Origin of the sequence: Mycolicibacterium komossense, assembly GCF_025822605.1 — a bacterium.
Classification (GTDB): Bacteria; Actinomycetota; Actinomycetes; order Mycobacteriales; family Mycobacteriaceae; genus Mycobacterium; species Mycobacterium komossense.
In genome coordinates this window covers 22972-43457 of sequence record NZ_JACKTY010000035.1, presented here as the reverse complement: position 1 = coordinate 43457, position 20486 = coordinate 22972, and the positions used below count along the sequence as shown (strand labels likewise).

The 20486-nt window shown below is 65.9% G+C and carries 20 protein-coding genes; 16 read left to right on the top strand and 4 right to left on the bottom strand.

Features of this window, described 5'->3' with window-relative positions; genetic code table 11:
- Window positions 1–34: 34 nt before the first annotated feature.
- Together H7J73_RS22750 and H7J73_RS22745 are read right to left on the bottom strand one after the other, a co-directional pair.
- Entirely contained in the window at window positions 35–478 is a 444-nt protein-coding gene (locus H7J73_RS22750; RefSeq protein WP_264069974.1) for a nuclear transport factor 2 family protein, read from the bottom strand.
- 96 nt (window positions 479–574) lie between these two features.
- Window positions 575–1522 carry an alpha/beta hydrolase gene (locus tag H7J73_RS22745; protein ID WP_264069973.1) on the bottom strand — a complete coding sequence of 316 codons (948 nt, stop codon included), beginning with the start codon at window positions 1520–1522 and terminating at the stop codon, window positions 575–577.
- Window positions 1523–1575: 53 nt separating this feature from the next.
- Between H7J73_RS22745 and H7J73_RS22740 the strand changes: the two genes are divergently transcribed.
- The gene (locus H7J73_RS22740; protein WP_264069972.1) at window positions 1576–2466 is read left to right on the top strand and encodes an SDR family NAD(P)-dependent oxidoreductase; all 891 of its coding nucleotides are present in this window, start codon (window positions 1576–1578) and stop codon (window positions 2464–2466) included.
- A gap of 51 nt (window positions 2467–2517) precedes the next feature.
- Here H7J73_RS22740 and H7J73_RS22735 read toward each other — a convergent pair whose 3' ends face one another.
- A complete protein-coding gene (locus H7J73_RS22735; protein WP_264069971.1) occupies window positions 2518–3438 on the bottom strand; it encodes a sugar-binding transcriptional regulator in 921 nt (306 codons plus the stop codon).
- Between the two features lie 112 nt (window positions 3439–3550).
- Here H7J73_RS22735 and H7J73_RS22730 point away from each other — a divergent pair, with 112 nt between their 5' ends.
- From H7J73_RS22730 to H7J73_RS22680, 11 genes are all read left to right on the top strand, one after another.
- Window positions 3551–4201, top strand: coding sequence for an SIS domain-containing protein (locus tag H7J73_RS22730; protein ID WP_264069970.1), 651 nt, complete (start codon window positions 3551–3553; stop codon window positions 4199–4201).
- On the top strand, window positions 4198–5685 hold the full coding sequence (gene xylB, locus H7J73_RS22725; RefSeq protein ID WP_264069969.1) for a xylulokinase: 1488 nt from the start codon (window positions 4198–4200) through the stop codon (window positions 5683–5685). Before H7J73_RS22730 ends, xylB begins: the two co-directional genes overlap by 4 nt.
- Complete coding sequence (locus tag H7J73_RS22720; RefSeq protein ID WP_264069968.1) at window positions 5682–6347, top strand: beta/alpha barrel domain-containing protein; 666 nt, start codon at window positions 5682–5684, stop codon at window positions 6345–6347. Before xylB ends, H7J73_RS22720 begins: the two co-directional genes overlap by 4 nt.
- Window positions 6344–7369 (top strand): NAD(P)-dependent alcohol dehydrogenase, encoded by a 1026-nt coding sequence (locus H7J73_RS22715; RefSeq protein WP_264069967.1) that lies wholly within the window; start codon window positions 6344–6346, stop codon window positions 7367–7369. The genes H7J73_RS22720 and H7J73_RS22715 overlap by 4 nt, the downstream gene beginning before the upstream one ends.
- Window positions 7369–8136, top strand: coding sequence for an SDR family NAD(P)-dependent oxidoreductase (locus H7J73_RS22710; RefSeq protein WP_264069966.1), 768 nt, complete (start codon window positions 7369–7371; stop codon window positions 8134–8136). The genes H7J73_RS22715 and H7J73_RS22710 overlap by 1 nt, the downstream gene beginning before the upstream one ends.
- A complete protein-coding gene (locus H7J73_RS22705; protein ID WP_264069965.1) occupies window positions 8130–9194 on the top strand; it encodes a zinc-dependent alcohol dehydrogenase in 1065 nt (354 codons plus the stop codon). The genes H7J73_RS22710 and H7J73_RS22705 overlap by 7 nt, the downstream gene beginning before the upstream one ends.
- The gene (locus tag H7J73_RS22700; RefSeq protein ID WP_264069964.1) at window positions 9191–10744 is read left to right on the top strand and encodes a sugar ABC transporter ATP-binding protein; all 1554 of its coding nucleotides are present in this window, start codon (window positions 9191–9193) and stop codon (window positions 10742–10744) included. Before H7J73_RS22705 ends, H7J73_RS22700 begins: the two co-directional genes overlap by 4 nt.
- Window positions 10741–11778 (top strand): ABC transporter permease, encoded by a 1038-nt coding sequence (locus H7J73_RS22695; protein WP_264069963.1) that lies wholly within the window; start codon window positions 10741–10743, stop codon window positions 11776–11778. Before H7J73_RS22700 ends, H7J73_RS22695 begins: the two co-directional genes overlap by 4 nt.
- A gap of 78 nt (window positions 11779–11856) precedes the next feature.
- Window positions 11857–12915: a substrate-binding domain-containing protein gene (locus H7J73_RS22690; protein WP_264069962.1), complete on the top strand. Its 1059-nt coding sequence runs from the start codon at window positions 11857–11859 to the stop codon at window positions 12913–12915.
- Between the two features lie 73 nt (window positions 12916–12988).
- Window positions 12989–14629, top strand: coding sequence for an acyl-CoA synthetase (locus H7J73_RS22685; protein ID WP_264069961.1), 1641 nt, complete (start codon window positions 12989–12991; stop codon window positions 14627–14629).
- 155 nt (window positions 14630–14784) lie between these two features.
- On the top strand, window positions 14785–15669 hold the full coding sequence (locus H7J73_RS22680) for a cyclopropane mycolic acid synthase family methyltransferase (RefSeq protein WP_435405563.1): 885 nt from the start codon (window positions 14785–14787) through the stop codon (window positions 15667–15669).
- A 110-nt stretch (window positions 15670–15779) separates the two neighbouring features.
- On the opposite strand, the gene H7J73_RS22675 is transcribed toward H7J73_RS22680, so the two are convergent.
- Window positions 15780–16295, bottom strand: coding sequence for a DUF1990 domain-containing protein (locus tag H7J73_RS22675; protein ID WP_264069959.1), 516 nt, complete (start codon window positions 16293–16295; stop codon window positions 15780–15782).
- Between the two features lie 37 nt (window positions 16296–16332).
- Here H7J73_RS22675 and H7J73_RS22670 point away from each other — a divergent pair, with 37 nt between their 5' ends.
- The 4 genes from H7J73_RS22670 (at window position 16333) to thrS (ending at window position 20481) form a co-directional block, all read left to right on the top strand.
- Window positions 16333–17211: an aldo/keto reductase gene (locus tag H7J73_RS22670; RefSeq protein WP_264069958.1), complete on the top strand. Its 879-nt coding sequence runs from the start codon at window positions 16333–16335 to the stop codon at window positions 17209–17211.
- 42 nt (window positions 17212–17253) lie between these two features.
- Window positions 17254–17889, top strand: coding sequence for a PaaI family thioesterase (locus tag H7J73_RS22665; RefSeq protein WP_264069957.1), 636 nt, complete (start codon window positions 17254–17256; stop codon window positions 17887–17889).
- Window positions 17886–18314 carry a TIGR02611 family protein gene (locus H7J73_RS22660; RefSeq protein ID WP_264069956.1) on the top strand — a complete coding sequence of 143 codons (429 nt, stop codon included), beginning with the start codon at window positions 17886–17888 and terminating at the stop codon, window positions 18312–18314. Before H7J73_RS22665 ends, H7J73_RS22660 begins: the two co-directional genes overlap by 4 nt.
- A gap of 112 nt (window positions 18315–18426) precedes the next feature.
- Complete coding sequence (thrS, locus tag H7J73_RS22655) at window positions 18427–20481, top strand: threonine--tRNA ligase (protein ID WP_264069955.1); 2055 nt, start codon at window positions 18427–18429, stop codon at window positions 20479–20481.
- The last annotated feature ends 5 nt before the right edge of the window (window positions 20482–20486 follow it).

Here is a 20486-nt window from a genome sequence, read left to right as displayed (position 1 = left end):
GCGATGTCGAATGGAGCCCGATGCCTCGTCTCGGTCACCATTTGAGGTGATGACTCACGTCGCCGACCTGGTCGATGAACATGGTCCGGCTGTCGAACCACCACTGGCCGTCGACGCGGTGGAAGGTGTCCCGGTAGTGACCGGTGATGATCACCTGCAGCGGCAGCTCCGGGGTCGCCTGAGTGACGCAGTAGTAGGACCCGCTCTCGGCGGTGCCCGAAGTGTCGTTCACCCGGATCTGCACGTTGGTGGTCAGGTGTTTGGTCTTCGGGGTGCCGTCGTCGTAGAGCCGGGTGGCCATGTCATACATCTGTCTGACCCGGTCGGCGCCGTCGAACACCGTCTCGGGCGGGCCGTTCTCCACACCGCAGATGCGGCCGTGGGCGAACAGGGCGGCAACTCCGTCCAGATCGCCGGCGTCGATCAGTTCGGCGTAGCGGTAGATCAGGTTCTCGATCTCGCGGGCACTATCAGTCATCGGGCCCCATCACCGCCGGCTGAACTCAACATCCTCGCCATCTTGGTAGACATGACCGGATTTGTGTCTAGTTTTGCGCCAATGGGCAGCGACTGTTCAGTCGGGCACCTTCAGCGCCCGCCGCAGCACGGCGATAGCTTCGGCCGCTTCCCGCTTGCTGACGGCGGCGCCGACAGCCAGCATCGAACCGTGGAATGTGCCAGGAAACAGGTGCAATTCGACTGTGACACCGGCCGCGAGCAGCCCCTGTGCGTAGGCGATGTCCTCATCGCGCAGCGGATCGAACTGCATCGCGGAGATGTAGGCCGGTGGTAGGCCGGTCAGATCGGTGGCCCGGGACGGCGCGGCATACGGCGACACGTCCGCGGTCCCGCGGACGCCCTTGCCGAGATAGCTGTCCCAGCTGTTCTCCGCCGCCGGCAGGTTCCACAGTGGGGTGTCGACGTAGCTCTGCATGCTGGTGGTGGCCAGGCGGTCGTCGAGTTCCGGCACGCCCAGGTACTGAAACGCAATGGCCGGCCCACCACGGTCGCGGGCCAATAGTGCGAGTGCGGCGCACAATCCGCCACCGGCGCTGACGCCGTGGATCACGATGTTGGCGGGATCGATGCCCAGGCGTTCGGTGTTCTCCGCGACCCAGACCAGGCCGGCATAGCAATCCTCCAACGGTCCCGGGAACGGAGTCTCCGGCGCCAATCGATATTCGACGGAGACGACGACCACACCCAACTCGCGGGCCATTGCGATATTGGCAGCATCGTCCATGGCTGCGGATCCCACGGTGAACCCGCCCCCGTGGACGTCGTACACCGCACCGCGCGTCGTGCGGACGTCAGGGACGAAGATCCGCAATGGGACCGCGCCGGCCGGGCCGGGCGCTTCCTCATGGACCAGTTCGACGCCGGTGCGGTCGATGTCACCGATGAGGGAGCTGAACAGCTCATCGATCTGTCTGCGGGATTCCTCGACGGGAACCACCACTGACGTCCGCTTCGGCAACATATCGATGGTAGGCAGAAGTTCTGGGTCGAATGCGTAGGTCACCTCGAGGATCATGCCGCACCCCAGCGGCAGTGCGGCGAGGTTAGTCTCAGGCCGTGACGTCTCAGTGGTCGCCGACCCGACTCGGCAACTTGACCGGTAAGCGCATCGTCGTGACGGGCTCCACCAATGGAGTGGGCCTGGCCACCGCACGCGCCCTGGTGGACGCAGGAGCACATGTCATCCTGGCCGTGCGCAATACCGAGCTCGGTGCGCAGCGAGCCGCGGAGATCGGCGGCACGACCTCCGTGGTGAAACTCGATCTCGCCGATCAGTCCTCGGTGCGCAAGTTCCCGGATCTGCTCGACGGGGATATCGACATCCTGATCAACAACGCCGGTGCAGTAGTGCAGAAGCGTTCCGACACCGTCGACGGTTTCGAGATGATGTTGGGTACGAACTTCCTCGGGCCGTTCGCGCTGACGAACCTGCTGTTCCCGCGGGTGCGCTCGCAGATCATCAACGTGGGATCGGATGCACACAAATCGTCGAACCTGCGGATGGAGGACCCGCACCTGCGAGTGCAGAAATTCTCCTCGTTCCCGGCTTACGCACGGTCCAAGATGGCGGTGATGCTGTGGGGTCTCGAGCTCGACCGACGGCTACGGGCAGCGGATGCGCCGGTGACCACCTACCTGACACATCCGGGCTGGGTGGCCTCGAACCTGAGCAATGTCTCTGACACGCCGCTGATGTCGGTGTTCCACAAAGTCGTTCAGACGGCGGCCGGCGTGCTCGCCAACGATATCGACGCCGGCGCGGCCCCGACGCTGTACTGCATCTCCGAACCCATTCCGCCGGGCAGCTATGTGGGCATCGACGGCATTCGCGGTCTCAGGGGTGGGCCGGTGCTGGCCGGTCGCTCCGCCGCAGCGTGTGACTACGGCCTGGCCGCGGAACTGGTGCGGTTCGCCGAAAAGGAAACCGGTACAAGCATTCCGGTCTGATGTTCGCGCTCCTCCGCATCGACACGCGTTGTGCGTCGGTCGACCGGGCGCCTAAACCAGCACCGCGGCGGCGATCTCGGTATCGGTCACGATCGAGGACACCAGACCCGAACGCAGGATCGCCCTGGTGGCATTGATCTTGTCGTGGCCCGTCGCCACGGCGATGCGGGTCGGAATGGCCCGCAGGGTCTGCTCGTCGACTCCCATCCGGCGCTCGTCGAGACCCGGTATCCGGTTTCCTTCGCTGTCAAGCAGTAGTGCGCAGGTTTCGGCGGCGACCCCGGCGGACTGCAGTTGCGCGGCCTCCTCCGGGGTCAGCAACTCATAGACCTGCGAGGCGCCCGGCGTCCAGGCGCCCACCGAGACGATCGCGCAGGTGACTTTGCCCTGGCGGGCGACGGTCTCCTGGATCTGCATGGTGCTCGAAAGACTCTCGGCGGTCCGGGCATCAGAGACCACCAGCGGCGCATACAGCGGCCACGATTTGCCGCCACTGATCTCACTGATCCGGCGCACAAGATCAGCACCGTTGGTGGTGATCGTGCCGGCCATCCCGGTCAACTGGACGACATCGCAGATCGGCAACGTCGTCAGATGCCCCGCCACCCGGGCCAGGGTCCGGCCGCAGTCCACCCCGACCACGTCGTTGTCGCGCAGGATCGAGACGAGTAGCTCGGCCATCGCTTTTGCTACGGCGTCCACCCGGTCGGCGGGGCTGTCGGTGTCCGCTACAACGGCATAGGCGTGTTCGAGGTCGTAGTGGCGCTGCAGGGCGGTGGACAGTTCGACGTCTATCGAGCCGGGGTTGTGGATGGTGATCTCCACCATTCCGGAGGCCACCGCCTCGTCCAGCATTCGGGTGACCTTGAATCGGGAGATGCCGAATTCGTCGGCGATCTGAACGCGGGTGCGGCCTTCCAGGTAGTACCGCCGCGCCACCACCGCGCGCTGAAACAGCTCGTCCGGCCCCATCCCGTTTGCCCTCCTCGCGCTAGGGTCTGCTCATCTGAGCGGACGCCTTGACAGCTGAGCATACGCGACTGCATGATCTAGCTCACAACATTCTGAGCGGAGGAACTCACATATGAGCGCTGGCGACGACGACTTGACCGGCCTGGCCGGTGCTGTCCTCGCCCGCGAATCCCGTGCTGTTGCCGCTCTGACGGGGAAAGTCGAAGCGCAGATCGTCGCCGTCGCCCGCCAGATCCTCGGCATCAGCGGCAAGGTGGTGACCACAGGTTCCGGCACATCGGGGATCATGGCCGAGCGGCTGGCGCATCTGTTGTCGGTGTGCGGAACCCCGGCCGTCTATCTGCCTTCGATGGATGCGCTGCACGGCGGTATCGGCGCAATCACCGCGAGCGACATGGTGCTCGCCATCTCGAAGACGGGGCGCTCGACTGAGCTGACCACCCTGACCGACCGTCTCGTGCGCCGCGGCGTCGAGGTGGTCGCGCTCACCGAGAACGCTGAATCGCCGTTCGCCTCGGCCGCCACGACGGTGGTCGCACTGCCGCCGACCCTGGCCGACGCCGACCCCGGCGACATGATCGCCATGGCCAGCACATTGGCCGTCGGCGCCTGGGGCGACGCACTGGCTGTCGTGGCGATGGCATTGCGTGGACACACCCTTCACGATGTCGTCGACAGCCATCCCGCCGGGGGAGTCGGGGCGCGCGGCATCCGGCCGGGCGACGAATCGGCGCGAGTGGTGGCACCCGGAGCGTCGTCATGAGTACCGCAGCCGTACTCGGCGTGGACTCGTCCACCCAGTCGTGCAAGGTCGAGGTCCGCGAGCTGTCCACCGGTCGATTGCTCGGCCGCGGCTCGGCGCCGCATCCCCCCGCCTTCCCGCCGTGTAGCGAGCAGCAGCCGCGCGAATGGGTGAGCGCATTCGTTGCTGCCGCCCGCGCCGCGATGGCCGATTGCGAACAGCAGCTCGACGTGCGCGCGATCTCTGTCGCTGCGCAATGCCACGGGCTCGTCCTGCTCGACGAGCGCGGTGAGGTGCTGCGCGCCGCCAAACTCTGGAACGACACCACCGGCTCGCCCAACCTGGCCCGGCTCGTCGACCGAATCGGTGCGCGTCGCTGGGTGATGCGGATCGGGTCACTGCCCACCGCGGCGTTCACCATCGCCAAGCTTGCCTGGATCGCCGAACACGAGCCCGGGCTACTCGACCGGGTGGCGACCCTCCTGCTTCCGCACGACTACCTGACGTACTGGCTGACCGGAGAGCGGGTCACCGACCGATCCGACGCATCGGGTACCGGCTACTTCGATGCCGTTGCAGGACAATGGATCACGTCGTATCTCGACCTCGCCGCGGGCGACCGGGACTGGGCCGGGAAACTGCCCAACGTTCTCGGTCCCGCCGACGCCGCGGGCACGGTGCGCCCGGCGCCTGCAGCTGAACTGGGTCTCGGCGCCGACGTCCTGGTGGCCGCGGGCGGTGGCGACCAGCACGCCGCCTACCTCGGCCTTGGGCTCACCGACGGCGATCAGTACTTCAGCATCGGCACCTCGGGTGTCGTCGCGACGTCGTCGCGGGGTCCGGTCTTCGACACCACCGGTGCCGTCGACGGCGTCGCCGATATGACCGGCGGCTACCTGCCGCTGATGAGCACGCTCAACGCCGCCCGCGTCTCCGACCGCGCGGCAGTGCTGCTCGGTACCGACCTCGGCGGTCTGGCGGAGCTGGCGCTGGCTGCCGGTCCGACCCAGGGCCCGGTGCTGGTGCCGTTCTTCGACGGTGAGCGGACCCCCGACCGTCCCGATGCCAGGGGCGGCCTGCTCGACATCACCTCACAGACCACGAGAGAAGAGCTCGCCCGCGCCTTCGTCGAAGGCCCGCTGCTGTCACTGTTGTCCGGCCGTGACAGCCTGCGTGCCTGCGGTGTCGAACTCGGCGGTGCGGCAACGGCTGTCGGGGGCGGGGCACGTTCGCGTGCCACGCTGCAGCTGCTGGCCGACCTGCTCGATGACGAGGTGACGCTGCCCGACGTCGACGAAGCCACGGCCCGCGGCGCCTGTATTCAGGCCGCCGCTGTCGCCGCCAGGACCGACCGGGCCGGGCTGATCGATCTGGCCAAGCGGTGGCTGCCCGACGCCAGGGAGCGCGTCGCACCCCGCGCGCACGGCCGGGATCTGGCCGCCCTGCGCACCCGGTGGGCCTCGGTCGCCCAAGCGCCAATCCTCGACAACGCCGGTGCCCGATGACCGCACTTGCCCCGTGGCACAACGACTTTCCCGGATCACTCGCCGGTTCGGTGTATGCCGCACCGGGCTCCCGGGTGGTCGCCGCCCAGACTCTCGCCGAGGCCGGACTCGACGTCCATATCGATGTGATGGCTGCCTCGGAAGGGCTGCCTGCCGGGGTGAGTCTGGCTGAGCTGCAGATGATCTCGGCCGTCGTCGAGCGCACCCGGATCGGGGTGCACCTGATCGGCTCTCCGGACTTCGTCGACGCCGTGCTGCCGAAGATCCTGCCGCTGCGCCCTGGGGCGGTGTTTCTGCCCTGGCAGGCATTCACCGAGGAGCGCGCCGACGCGGTCCGGGCGGCGGACGGTGCGGCGTGGATCGCGGTCTGGCAGGAATGGGACGGCCACGGCACCCCGAGCTGGCCGGCTGCCCCCGATGGTGTGCTCGTCATGCTCATCCAGCCGGGCACCCGCGACAAATGCTCACTGGGCCAACTCAACGTCGTCGAAGCCTGCGCCGCTGAGCTTCCGGTGGCGGTCGACGGCGGGGTTACCGAAGCCGTTGCGCCACTGTGCTTGTCGGCTGGCGCGCAATTCCTGGTGGTCGGGCGGTCGCTGTTACTGGATGCCTCTGATTCTGATGCACCGCAACCACTGTCAACACAGAGAAGGACATCATGACCAGCACCGTTGATGACACCATGAGGGCCAGCGTGATGACCGGCGTCCGCCGCCTGGTGATCGAAGAACGGCCCGTCCCGACCCCCGGCCCGCACGAGGTGCTCGTGCAGGTCGCCGCCGTCGGCGTCTGCGGCTCCGACGTGCACTACTACCGCCATGGCCGGATCGGCGATTTCATCGTCAACGAGCCGATGATCCTCGGTCACGAACTGTCCGGCCGCATTGCCGCCGTCGGCGACGGCGTCGATCCCGGTCGGATCGGGCAGCGCGTGGCCGTCGAGCCGCAGCACCCCTGCCGCCGCTGCAAACAGTGCAAGGCCGGCCGATACAACCTGTGTCCGTTCATGGAGTTCTACGCGACGCCACCCATCGATGGCGCATTCTGCAAGTACGTCATCAGCGACGACGACTTCGCCCATCCAGTACCGGATTCGATGTCCGATGACGCCGCTGCACTACTCGAGCCGCTGTCGGTGGCGATCACCACCATGCGCAAGGCAGGCATCGTGCCGGGATCGTCGATCCTGATCGCCGGCGCCGGGCCGATCGGCGTCATCTGCGCGCAGGCCGCCCGTGCCTTCGGTGCCTCCCGAATCGTCGTCACCGACCTGGTCGAGTCCCGCCGTGAGAAGGCGCTGAAGTTCGGCGCCACCGAAGTGCTGGATCCCACAGTCGTCGATGTCACCGGGATTGAACCGGTCGACGCGTTCGTCGATGCCACTGGCGTGCCGGCGGCCGTCGTCAGCGGTATCAAGGCCGTCGGCCCCGCCGGCAAAGTGGTCCTGGTCGGCATGGGGAAGGATGAGTACCCGCTGCCCGTCAGCCACATCGCGAACCTCGAGATCACGGTCACCGGCGTGTTCCGGTATACCGACACCTGGCCTGCTGCAATCCATCTCGTACAGTCGGGTGCCGTCGACCTCGACGGGATGGTCACCGGCCGCTACGACCTGGAACACGTGGCCGATGCCCTCGACAGCGATACCGACCCTGCCAGCCTCAAGTCGATTGTGAATCCCTGATGACAAAACGTTCCCCGTTCGATCTCTCCGGCCGCACCGCCCTCGTCACCGGAGGTAACCAGGGCCTGGGCCGGGCCTTCACCTTCGGTCTCGCCGAAGCGGGTGCGACGGTTGCCATCGCCGGCCGCAGCGCCGAGCGCAACGAGAAGGTGGTCAGTGAGGCGGCGGCCGAAGGCCACCCGCTGCACGCCATCACCGCCGATATCACCTCATCGGCCGATGTCGCCAGGATGACCGCGGAAGCAATTGACGCGCTTGGGCATATCGACATCCTGGTCAACAATGCCGGTACCTGCTACCACGGCGAATCCTGGGTGGTCACCGACGAACAGTGGGACGACGTCTTCGACCTGAATGTCAAGGCGCTGTGGGCCTGCTCGCTCGCGGTCGGGGCACACATGCGTGAGCGCGGCTCGGGTTCGGTGGTCAACATCGGTTCGATGTCGGGCATCATCGTCAACCGCCCGCAGATGCAGCCCGCCTACAACGCTTCCAAAGCTGCCGTGCACCACCTCACGAAATCCCTTGCCGCCGAATGGGCTCCGCTCGGGATCCGGGTCAACGCGGTCGCGCCGGGATACTGCAAGACCGAGATGGCGCCCGTCGATCGCCCCGATCTGAAGCGCTACTGGATCGACGACGCCCCTCAGCAGCGGTACGCCATGCCCGAGGAGATCGCGCCCAGCGTGGTGTTCCTGGCCAGCGACGCTGCCTCCTTCATCACCGGTTCGGTGCTGGTCGCCGACGGGGGGTACACGGCATGGTGAGTCCCGTCCCGGTCGGCCCGCGGGAAGAGGGCATCAACCGCCGGGTAGTGGTCAACTCCATCGACGACGTCGTCATCGAGTCCGTGCCGGAGGCCGGCCCTGCTGCCGGTGAGGTGCGCATCCGCGGCACCGTCGTCGGCATCTGTGGTTCGGATACGCACGCTGCGTGCGGCCGCCACCCGTTCATCGACCTGCCGTACCGCCCCGGTCACGAGGTGATCGGCATTGTGGATGCGGTCGGCGACGGCGTCGACGAATCGTGGATCGGCACCCGCGTCGTGGTCGAGCCGAACCTGGCCTGCGGGCATTGCACCCAGTGCACAGCAGGCCGCTACAACATCTGCCGGGAACTGCTGGTGCTGGGCTGCCAGACCCCCGGCGGCCTGGCCGACAGCTTCACCGTGGCGGCGGACCGGGTGATCGCACTCAACCCCGAACTCGACGACGACCATGCCGTCCTCATCGAGCCGCTGGCCACCCCCATCCACGCCGTGCGCCGGGCCGCCGAGGCTGTCGGCGACCTGCGGGACCGTCCGGTCGTAGTGATCGGTGCCGGGCCCATCGGACTGTTCGTGCTATCGGCCCTGCGCCACGCGGGCGCCAAGGTGGTGGTGGCCGATCTGCTGGCTTCCAAGCGCGAGCGCGCCGAACGGCTTGGCGCGGCGGGAACTTTCGATCCGACCGCCGCCGATGCGGTGGAATCCGCACTGGCAGTGCTGGGCGGACCCGCGGCAGTGGTGATCGACTGCGTCTCCAGGGAGAGCTCGGTGGCCCAGGCCATCGACCTGGTCGACAAAGGTGGCGCCATCATGATCGTCGGTGTCGCGGCGGGCGCCACCCCCGTTCGGCTCGATCTGATCCAGGACCGTGAACTGGCCCTGATCGGCAACCTGATGTACGTCAGGGAGGACTACACCGCCGCGATCGACCTGCTCGCCTCCGGTGCCGTACCGATCGACGAATTCATCACGGCTCGGTTCGATTTCGAGCAATCCGCGGAAGCCTTCACCGCATCCGCGGATGCCGAGAACGTCAAAGTGGTGGTGAGTCTGTCATGAGCTCGGCGATCCTCGAATGCGCCGACATCACTAAGAGTTTCGGTGGCGTGCCCGTGCTCAAGGGCATCACGCTCGATCTCGAGCCCGGCACCGTGACCGCGCTGGCCGGCGAGAACGGTGCGGGCAAGTCGACTCTGATGAAGATTGTCAGCGGACAGTACAGCGCGGATTCCGGTGATGTCACAGTCAAGGGTAACCAGCTGACCCCGGGCAACCCGCGTGACGCCGTCAGGCACGGGGTGGCGATCGTGCCCCAGGAGCTGGCCTCGATCGAAGACATGACGGTCTACGAAAACCTCTTCGTGGGAAGGGAACTCAAGGTCGGTCCCTTCCTGAACCGGCGGGCGATGATCGACGAGGCCAGGGATGCCCTCGCCGTGTTCGGTCTCGACATCAATCCGAGCGCGCGCATGGGCAGTCTCCCGGTGGGCCTGCGCCAGATCGTCGAGATCGTCAAGGCCGCCCGCACCGGCGCCCAGGTCGTCATGCTCGACGAACCCACCTCGGCGATCTCCGAACGCGAGGTCGAAGGGTTGTACACGGTCGTGCGCAGGCTGCGCGACCACGGCGTCGCCATGGTCTACACCACCCATAAGATGGCCGAAATCCGTGCCATCGCAGACCGCGTCGTGGTGCTTCGCGACGGCGGCCTGATCCTCGACAAACCGCTGGCAGAGGTGTCCGACGAGGACATCGTCACCGCGATGATCGGGCGTGAGCTGGACGCCTTGTTCCCCGACCGCGTCGCGCCAAAGGCCGACCCGGTACTCGAAGTCCGGGACCTGCAGGTCGAAGGCGCCTCTGAGCCGGTGTCGTTCTCGGTCACCGCCGGGGAGATTGTCGGTCTGGCCGGCCTGGTCGGTGCCGGCCGGACCGAGCTGCTCGAAGCGATCTTCGGCGCCAAGCGCACCACGTCCGGCGATATCTTCGTCCGCGGCCGCAAGGTCAAACGCAACGCGCCAGCCGCAGCGATCACCGAGGGTATGGCGATGGTCCCCGAGGACCGGAAGATCTCCGGTGTCGTGCTGTCGATGAGCGTGCTGGACAACGGATCCCTGCCACGGCTGTCGTCGTTCAGCATCGCCGGTTGGCTCAAGGGCAAGGCGCGCACCAAAGCTGTCTCCGAGGTGATGGCGTCGGTCCGGTTACGCAGCAAGGGGATGGGCCAACTCGTCGGCACGCTCTCCGGCGGCAACCAGCAGAAGGTCGTCCTGGCCCGCTGGCTGACCGGCGATGTCAACGTGCTGCTGCTGGACGAACCGACCCGCGGCGTCGACGTCGGTGCCCGCAGTGAGATCTACCGCATCATCACCGAATTCGCTCAGGCGGGGATGGCGGTGGTGATGGCGTCCTCGGACATGCCCGAGATCATCGGGTTGTCGCACCGCGCCTTCGTCATGCGCGGCGGTGCGTTCGTCGGCGAACTCGACCGCGACGCGCTCGACCACCCGGCCGTCCAGGAGTCGGTCTTCCGGATGGCGACCGCGCTGGACGGCCCCATCCACGTCAACACCCCAGCTGAAAACACATCTCCGGAGGCAGGATCGTGACTACCCAAGTCGACACCGAAGGCACGCCCGAGGCGTCGGGTACCCCAGTGGTCACGTCGCCGATCACCGGTGAACCTGTCAAACTGTTCTCCCGCGAGTGGATCAGCGGTATCGCGCTGCGCTACTCGATGGTCATCATCATGCTGCTGGTGATCGCCTACTTCAGTTACCGCAGTGCGCGATTCGGCACCGTCGACAACCTGATCACGATCCTGGTCGCGGCAGCGCCGTTCGCGTTGATCGCCCTCGGCCAGACCTTGGTGGTACTGACCGGTGGTATCGACCTGTCGGTCGGCAGCGTCATCGCGGTATCCGCCATGGCCGGCGCGGCGACGGCGAAGGCCAACCCTGGGCAGGTTTGGATGACCGTCGGGGTGGCTATGGTCGTGGGTCTGGTGGTCGGATCCATCAACGGAATCCTGGTGTCCCGCATCAACGTTCCGCCGTTCATCGCGACATTGGGCACGTTGACAGCCGGCTCCGGTCTTGCCTACGTCATCGGCGGTGGCGCGCCGATAAACGGGCTACCCGCTGAATTCGGCTCCATCGCCAATACCAAGATCCTCGGTCTGACGATCCCGGTGCTCGTCATGATTCTCGGCATCATCGTGCTGGCGATCGTGATGCGGCGGACCACCTACGGCATGCGCGTCTACGCCGTCGGCGGCAACCGCAATGCGGCCGAGATCGCCGGTATCAACGCCAAGAACGTGCTGTTCAGTGTCTACGCCCTGTCCGGTCTGCTGGCCGGCATCTCCGGTGTGATGCTCGCCTCGCGCGTCATCTCCGGCCCGCCGAACCTCGGTCAGGGATATGAACTCGACGCCATCGCCGCGGTGGTGATCGGCGGCGCCAGCCTGATGGGTGGGCGCGGCACGATCTGGGGAACGGTGTTGGGCCTGTTCATCATCCAGACGCTGAACAACGGTCTGGACATCCTGGTGGTGCCCGCCTACTGGCAGGACGTCATCAAGGGTGTGCTCATAGTGGCGGCGGTCGCCGTCGACGTTTGGTCGACCCGACGAAGAACGTGATTCTCCGCAGTGAATCACATTGCGCCCTAGTTCTTTTAGCCTGTCAGAATCAACCACAACGAGAGTGAGAGATACTAAATGACCCAGAAGAAATGGCTGACTAAGTTCAGCGCCATCGCCACGGCGGGGTTGCTCGGGCTCGGGATGACCGCCTGCGGTGCAGGTGACACCGAGGCCAACAGCGACAAGACCCGCATCGGGGTCACGGTCTATGACATGAGCTCCTTCATCACCGCAGGCAAGGAGGGGATGGAGCAGTATGCCAAGGACAACAACATCGAACTCGTCTGGAACTCGGCCAACAACGACGTCTCCACGCAGGCCAGCCAGGTCGATTCCCTGATCAACCAGGGTGTCAAGGCCATCATCGTCGTTCCGGTACAGGCGGATTCGCTCGGCCCGCAGATCGCCTCGGCCAAAGCCAAGGGCATTCCGCTGCTGGCAGTCAACGCCGAGCTCAACAGCTCTGATCTGGCCGGCAACGTCCAGCCTGACGATGTCGCGGCCGGCGCCCAGGAGATGCAGATGATGGCCGACAGGCTCGGCGGTAAGGGCAACATCGTCATCCTGCAGGGACCGCTCGGTGGCTCCGGTGAGATCAACCGCGGCAAGGGAATTGACCAGGTGCTGGCCAAGTATCCCGATATCAAGGTGCTCGCCAAGGACACGGCCAACTGGAAGCGCGACGAAGCCGTGAACAAGACGAAGAACTGGATCTCCAGCTTCGGCCCGCAGATCAACGGCGTCGTCTCGCAGAACGACGATATGGGTCTCGGGGCACTGCAGGCCATGAAAGAGGCCGGCCGCAGCGATGTTCCGATCGTCGGCATCGACGGTATCGAGGACGGTCTGAACGCTGTCAAGAGCGGTGACTTCATCGGCACGTCGCTGCAGAACGGCACCGTCGAGCTGTCCGCCGGGCTGGCCGTCGCGAACGCGATCGTCAAGGGTGAGGACGTCAACAAGGAGCCGGTGTACGTCATGCCGGCGATCACCAAGGACAACGTCGACGTCGCGCTCCAGCACGTGGTCACCGATCGACAGAAGTTCCTGGACGGGCTGGGCAAGCTGACCGCGGACAACCTCAAGACCGGCGATATCGCCTACGAGGGCATCCCGGGCCAGAAACAGCCGTAGGTATTTTCCGGTTTCGGCGTGCTCCCGACCATCCACGGCCGGGAGCACGCCGAAATCGCGTTAGCGTGGCCTGGTGGAGTTCAACATAGCCAAGGTTTTCGCGGCCGTCGCCGCGGCGAATCCCGAACGTGACTGCATTGTGTTCGGCGACCGTCGCTTCACCTTCGCGCAGGTCGACGACCGGACCCGCAGACTGGCGCAGGCGTTGCATGCCTGGGGCCTGGGTGCGCGCCGGGAACGGTCGCAGCTCGCGGGGAGCGAGTCGGGGCAGAGCCATCTGGCGCTGTACATGACGAACTGCAACGAGTACGTCGAGGGAATGATCGGGGCCTATCAGGCCAGGGTCGCCCCGTTCAACGTGAACTACCGCTACGTCGCCGACGAATTGGTTTATCTGCTGGCCGATTCCGGCGCTGCGGCGGTGATGTACCACGCCCGGTTCGGGCCGACGCTCGCCGAGGCACTCACCGAGCTGCCCCCGATGCGACTCATCCACGTCGACGACGGCTCGGGCAACGATCCGCTGCCCGGTGCCGTGCGTTACGAGGAGTTGCTGGCCCAGCAGAGTGCCGCGGTCCTCGACATCGCGCTCTCACCCGATGACCTTTATGTGCTCTACACCGGGGGCACCACCGGAATGCCCAAGGGCGTGTTGTGGCGCCAAAACGATATCTATCTCAACGCGATGGGCGGACGGGCCTTCGGTACCGGGCAGGCCGTTGCGGGGATGGCAGAGGTTGTCGAGCGGACCCTGGCCGGCGGGCCGCCGTCGATGACCGTCGCTCCTCTGATGCACGGCGCCGCGCAGTGGTCGGCATTTACCACCGTGCTCGGCGGCCGGACCTTCGTCATCCCACCCGCGGCAGAGCGATTCGACCCGGCGCAGGCTTGGGCGACCGTCGCGCGCGAAAAGGTCGGCTCGATGTCGATTGTCGGCGACGCGTTCGCCCGACCGCTTGCCGACGCGCTGGTCGACGGTGGCCCCGATCTGGCCCGGGCGCTGTTGTCGTTCAACGCCCTCGTCAGTGGTGGAGCATTGTTCAGCAGCGGGGTGAAACAGCGCCTGTTGCAACTACTTCCGCATCTGACGATCCTGGACGCCGGCGGTTCCTCGGAGACAGGTTCACAGATGGGTGTGGCGTCCACTCGTGAAAACGCCGGAACCGGCCGGTTCACGCCGAATCCTGGCGCGGTGGTAGTCAGCGCCGACATGACGCGGCTACTGGTACCCGGTGATCCGGATATCGGCTGGCTGGCGCAACGGGGTCTGGTGCCGTTGGGTTACCTCGGTGACGCCGAGAAATCGGCGCGCACCTTTCCCGAGATCGACGGTGTGCGGCATTCGATTCCCGGTGACCGGGCGCGCTGGGATGCCGACGGCAGTATCGAGCTTCTCGGTCGGGACTCGGTCACCATCAACTCCGGCGGCGAGAAGATCTTCGCCGAAGAGGTGGAGGCGGCCATCGCGAACCATCCCGCTGTCTACGACGTGGTGGTGGTGGGACGGCCCAGCGTCCGATGGGGCAGTGAGGTGGTCGCGATCGTGCAACTCGCTCACGGCAAGTCGCCAGATTCCGTCGGTATCGTCGCCGAGGCCGCCCGCCACATCGCCCGCTACAAGCTGCCGAAGGAGGTGCTGTTCTGCGATCGGATACAGCGCTCACCGTCGGGCAAACCCGACTACCGCTGGGCGAAGGCGTACGCTGCGAAATAGCTGTGAGTGCCCGTCGTGGCCCAGGTGTCAGCTATCCCGTCGTTCACGCCCGCACCACAAAGTCTGACGCGGACGTGAATTATTTTGCGTAACAACCGGGTACACCCTGGTCGACAACGATGTTGACGAGAGGTACGTGCTGCGTGCCGCCGAGCATGAGTAAGCAGGAGACTTTGCCGAAACCCAGCCTTGATCTCGAGCCGCATTTCGACGATGTGCAGGCACATTACGACCTGTCCGACGACTTCTACCGGCTGTTTCTCGATCCGACCCAGACTTACAGCTGCGCCTATTTCATCCGCGATGACATGTCGTTGCACGAAGCGCAGATCGCCAAGATCGACTTGGCTCTGAGCAAGCTGGACCTCCGTCCCGGGATGACACTGCTCGACGTCGGCTGCGGCTGGGGCGCCACCCTGGCGCGGGCGGCCGAACAGTTCGACGTCAACGTCGTCGGGCTCACGCTGTCCAAGAATCAGGCCTCGCATGTGGAGCGACTATTCGCCGATTCCCCCGGTGACCGCTCCAAGCGCGTGTTGTTGCAAGGCTGGGAGCAATTCGACGAACCGGTCGACCGGATCGTGTCGATCGGCGCTTTCGAGCATTTCGGCCGCGATCGCTGGGACGACTTCTTCAAGTTCGCCTACTCCGTGCTTCCCGACGACGGAATCATGATGTTGCACACCATCGCCGTGTGCTCCGCAGAAGAGTTCAAGAACATCAAGGTGACGATGTCACTGCTCAAGTTCGTGAAATTCATCATGGATGAGATCTTCCCGGGCGGCCGGTTGCCGTCCGTGGTCAATGTCGAGGAGTGTGCCCAGAAGGCCGGGTTCGGGATCAGTCGGGTGCATTCGCTTCGGCCGCATTACGCGAAGACCCTCGACCTCTGGGCGGAGGCGTTGTCGGCACGCCGTGACGAGGCGATCGCGATCCAGTCCGAGGAGGTCTACGACCGGTACATGCGATACCTGACCGGCTGCGCAGATCTGTTCCGCGGCGGCAACACCGACGTCTGCCAGTTCACGCTGACCAAGTAGCGGCCATTCTGCGCTGTTCCTCCTCATCACTCGTGCCTCGCTCTGCATCGGTCACAGCCGGGTTGTTTTGCGCTGTTCCTCCTCATCACTCGTGCCTCGCTCTGCATCGGTCACAGCGCCCTCAAATAGCGGTTCGTGACGATCCGCTGAACCAACGCGGCGACTGGCGCACCCGCCTTGCTCCACCAGGTGTTCGGGCGGGAGAACGCGGATACCTCGGCGTACACGGACTCGCTGGCCGGGTCGTAGCGGACCCCGAAGAACTCCTCACCGGTCTCCGCGTGGCCCGGCAGGGTGCCGTAGGCGAAACCGCGCCGGTTCGGCTCATCGAGAACGTAGACCACGCGGCACGGCGCCCAGATCGGTCCGAGGCGACCCAGAACCAGCGTGCCGATCTCGGCGATCTCGGTGCTCGCCTGCACCCGCACACCCGCGCCGCGCAGCATGCCGTAGCGCATCACCGCGTCGGCGGCCTCTTCGAAACATGCACGGCCACTGCCGATCCGGGCCGCGACGCGGGTGTGGTGGTACCCCTGCGTTCGCCCGACGTCGTCAACCCCCAGGCTGTTCGTGGCACCCACTTCGGCATAGGTGAGCGGTAACCCCGCAAGGTCGCTCAGTTTCACCAGGTCAGCCTCCCGTTTCGGGCGTACGGTCTTGTTTGTGAGCACATCGTCCGTCGCACAAGCATCTGGAACATTCACTCTCGGCGGTGACCTCGCCGTCAACCGGCTCGGTTTCGGGGCCATGCGCATCACCGGTCCTGGAGTCTGGGGTCCGCCCGCCGACCGTGGCGAATGCATCCGCGTCCTGCGTCGCGCCGTCGAACTCGGCGTGAACTTCATCGACACCGCCGATTCCTACGGCCCGTTCGTCTCCGAGGAACTCATCCGCGAAGCGCTGCACCCCTATGCCGACGATCTGGTCATCGCGACCAAAGCCGGGTTGCTGCGGATCGGGCCCGATGTCTGGATCCCGCTGGGCAAGCCGGCGTATCTGCGGCAGGAGGTCGAGATGAGCCTGCGCCGACTCGGCGTCGAGACCATCGACCTGTTCCAGCTGCACCGGATCGACCCCGACTATCCGGTGGCCGATCAGGTCGGTGAGCTACACGCGCTGCAGCAGGAAGGCAAGATCCGCCATATCGGCCTCTCCGAGATCGACGTCGACCAACTCCGGGCTGCGCAGGAGGTGACCGCGATCGCCTCGGTGCAGAACATGTACAACCTGACCGTCCGGCAATCCGAGCCGCTGCTTGACGTCGTCACCGCCGAGGGGATCGGCTTCATCCCGTGGTTCCCGTTGGCTGCCGGCCCGCTGGCCGCAGCGGACGGCCCACTGCAGAAGATCGCCGCCGACCACCACGCCAGCCCGTCGCAGCTGGCGCTGGCCTGGCTGCTGAAACGCTCCCCGGTGATCCTGCCGATCCCTGGTACGTCGAAGGTGGCGCACCTGGAAGAGAATGTGGCCGCCGCCGAGATCACACTGTCCGACGACGAGTTCGAGACGCTGGCATCGGCCGGTTCTCCAGCGGATTCCTGAGCCGGGTGGGCGGTACCCCGGCGCTGCCCATACGGTGTCGGGGTGGGTAGCAGCGGGCTCGACGAACATATCGGCGGCGGGTTCAACCCTCCCCAACCCACGGCCAAGGGCGGACCCGACTATGGCCGGTTCATCGCCGCAGTCCGCGAGTTGCAGGACCATGCCCGAGCGGTCGACGCCCCTGACGAGGTGATCACCCAGGCGGCTGATCTGCTGGAGAAAGTGTCGGCGCTGCTGGCCCCGTTCGACGCCGACGAGTGGTCATCGCCGTCGGGCCGTCGCTACGACCTGCCCAACCGGGGCGGCATCCTCGGCGTGCCGATGCAGGTGGCCAAAAGCGACGACGGCCGCGTCCGGGGCACTGTCCGGTTCAGCCGTTACCACCTCGGCCGCAACGGCGCCGCCCACGGGGGCGCGATCGCCCTGCTGTTCGACTCGGTGCTCGGTCTGACGTCCGCACTACTCACCCAGGGCCCCTATCAACGCACCGCGTTTCTGCATGTCAACTACCGCAAAATCGTGCCGGTCGAGAAGACTCTGCACATCGACGCCGGAGTATCCCGGGTGGAAGGTCGCAAAATTTTCGTCGAGGTGACGCTATTCGACCCAGCCGACGGCAACGCCGTGCTCACCGAGGGTGAGGCCTTGTTCGTGCTGCTCAAGCCCGGGCAACCGTGAAAGAGCGGTTCAAGGCAGTCCCACGGAAATGGGGACGCTGGCGTCACGGGCTGCGCCATCGCCGCTTCGCCGACCTCGGCTACCGGGTGGCGGTGGGCGTCGTCGGCCTCCTGGTCCTCGCTGTCGGGATCGTGGCCATCCCGTACCCGGGGCCGGGCTGGGCCATCGTGTTCGTCGGTCTCGGCATTCTGGCCACCGAGTTCGAGTGGGCGCGCCGCCTGCTGGCCTACGTCCGGAAGCACTACGACGCGGTGATGGCGTGGTTCGGCCGCCAGGGCCGCTGGGTGCAGGCACTCGGGGTGGCGGTGACGGCCGCGGTGGTGGTAGCCACGCTGTGGGTGTTCGGGGCCCTCGGCTGGGTCGCCGCGCTGATCGGTGTCGACTGGCCGTGGTTGAAGAGTCCGCTGGCGGCTAGCGGGTCCTAGCCTGGGGTCTCGGGTAGGGGCACCGATAGCATGGTCGCGTTCGCGGTGTAATCAGACCGCGTCCAACACCGCGGACAGCGTGTATCCGCCGACACCGTATGGAGACCAACCGATGAGCGCCCCAGTGCAACCCGCCCCAGTAGCCCTTCTCCGGGTTCCTGGCGGGACGACGGCCGGCGCCGCGGTACGCGAGGCGGGACTGCCCAGCAGGGGTGAGGCCGACGCGGTTGTGGTGGTCGCCGACAGTGGCGGAGCGCTGCGTGACCTGTCCTGGGTGCCCGAGGTCGACGTCGACGTCACTCCGGTCGCCGCGAACACCGAAGCCGGCCGCAGCGTCATCCGGCACTCGGCCGCACACGTGCTGGCCCAAGCCGTCCAAGAGCTGTTCCCCGAAGCCAAGCTCGGCATCGGCCCGCCCATCACCGATGGCTTCTACTACGACTTCGCCGTACCCACGCCGTTCACCCCTGAGGACCTCGTGGCCCTCGAGAAGCGGATGAGCAAGATAGTCAAAGATGGGCAGCTGTTCTCCCGCCGGGTCTACGCATCCAAGGATGAGGCGCGCGCCGAACTCGCCGGTGAGCCTTTCAAGCTCGAACTCATCGACGACAAATCGGGTGACCCCGAGGTGATGGAAGTAGGCGGTGCCGAGCTCACCGCCTACGACAACCTCAATCCCCGTACCAGGGAACGCATTTGGGGCGACCTGTGCCGGGGTCCGCATATCCCGACCACCCGCTACATTCCCGCCTTCAAACTCACCCGCAGCTCGGCGGCGTACTGGCGGGGTGATCAAAAGAACGCCAGCCTGCAGCGCATCTACGGAACCGCATGGGAGTCGCAGGAAGCGCTCGACCGTCACCTCGAGCTGATCGAAGAGGCCCAGCGCCGCGACCACCGCAAGCTCGGCGTCGAGTTGGACCTGTTCAGCTTCCCCGACGAACTCGGCTCCGGGTTGCCCGTCTTCCACCCGAAGGGCGGAATCATCCGCCGCGAACTGGAGGATTACTCGCGGCGCAAACACGAGCAGGCCGGTTACCAGTTCGTCAACACCCCGCATATCACCAAGGAACACCTCTACGTAACCTCCGGTCACCTCGAGTGGTACGCCGACGGGATGTTCCCGCCGATGCACATCGACGCCGAATACGACGATGACGGCGTGCTGCGCAAGCCAGGGCAGAACTACTACCTCAAACCGATGAACTGCCCGATGCATCACCTGATCTACCGGGCGCGCGGGCGGTCCTACCGCGAACTTCCCTTGCGACTCTTCGAGTTCGGCTCGGTGTACCGCTACGAGAAGTCCGGCGTGATCCACGGGCTGACCCGGGTCCGGGGCATGACCCAGGACGACGCGCACATCTACACCACCCGCGAGCAGATGCGCGGTGAGCTGACCTCGCTGCTGCGGTTCGTGCTGGATCTGCTCGCCGACTACGGCCTCGACGACTACTACCTGGAGTTGTCCACCAGGGATCCCGAGAAGTCCGTCGGCTCCGACGACATGTGGGACGAGGCCACCGAGACACTGCGCGAAGTCGCCGAGGCATCCGGGCTCGACCTGGTTCCCGATCCGGGTGGCGCGGCGTTCTATGGCCCGAAGATCTCGGTGCAGGTCAAGGACGCGCTCGGGCGGACCTGGCAGATGTCGACCATCCAGCTCGACTTCAACATGCCCGACCGCTTCGAGTTGGAGTACACCGCTCCCGATGGCACCCGGCAACGTCCGGTGCTGATCCACCGGGCCCTGTTCGGCTCCATCGAACGGTTCTTCGGGGTGCTCACCGAGCATTACGCGGGGGCGTTCCCGGCATGGTTGGCACCGGTCCAGGTGGTCGGTATCCCGGTCGCGGACGCGTTCGTCCCGTATCTGGAAGATGTTGCCGCACAACTGAGATCACACGGGGTCCGGGTCGAGGTCGATGCCAGCGACGACCGGATGGCGAAGAAGATCGTCAACCAGACCAACCAGAAGGTGCCGTTCATGCTGCTTGCGGGGGAGCGTGACGTGGAAGCCGGGGCGGTGAGCTTCCGCTTCGGTGACCGCACGCAGATCAACGGGGTGCCGCGTGACGAGGCCGTCGCGATCATCGTGAAGTGGATCGCCGACCGCCAGAACGACGCACCCACCGCCGAGTTGATCAAGGCGGGCAGCGAGACGTGAGTGAG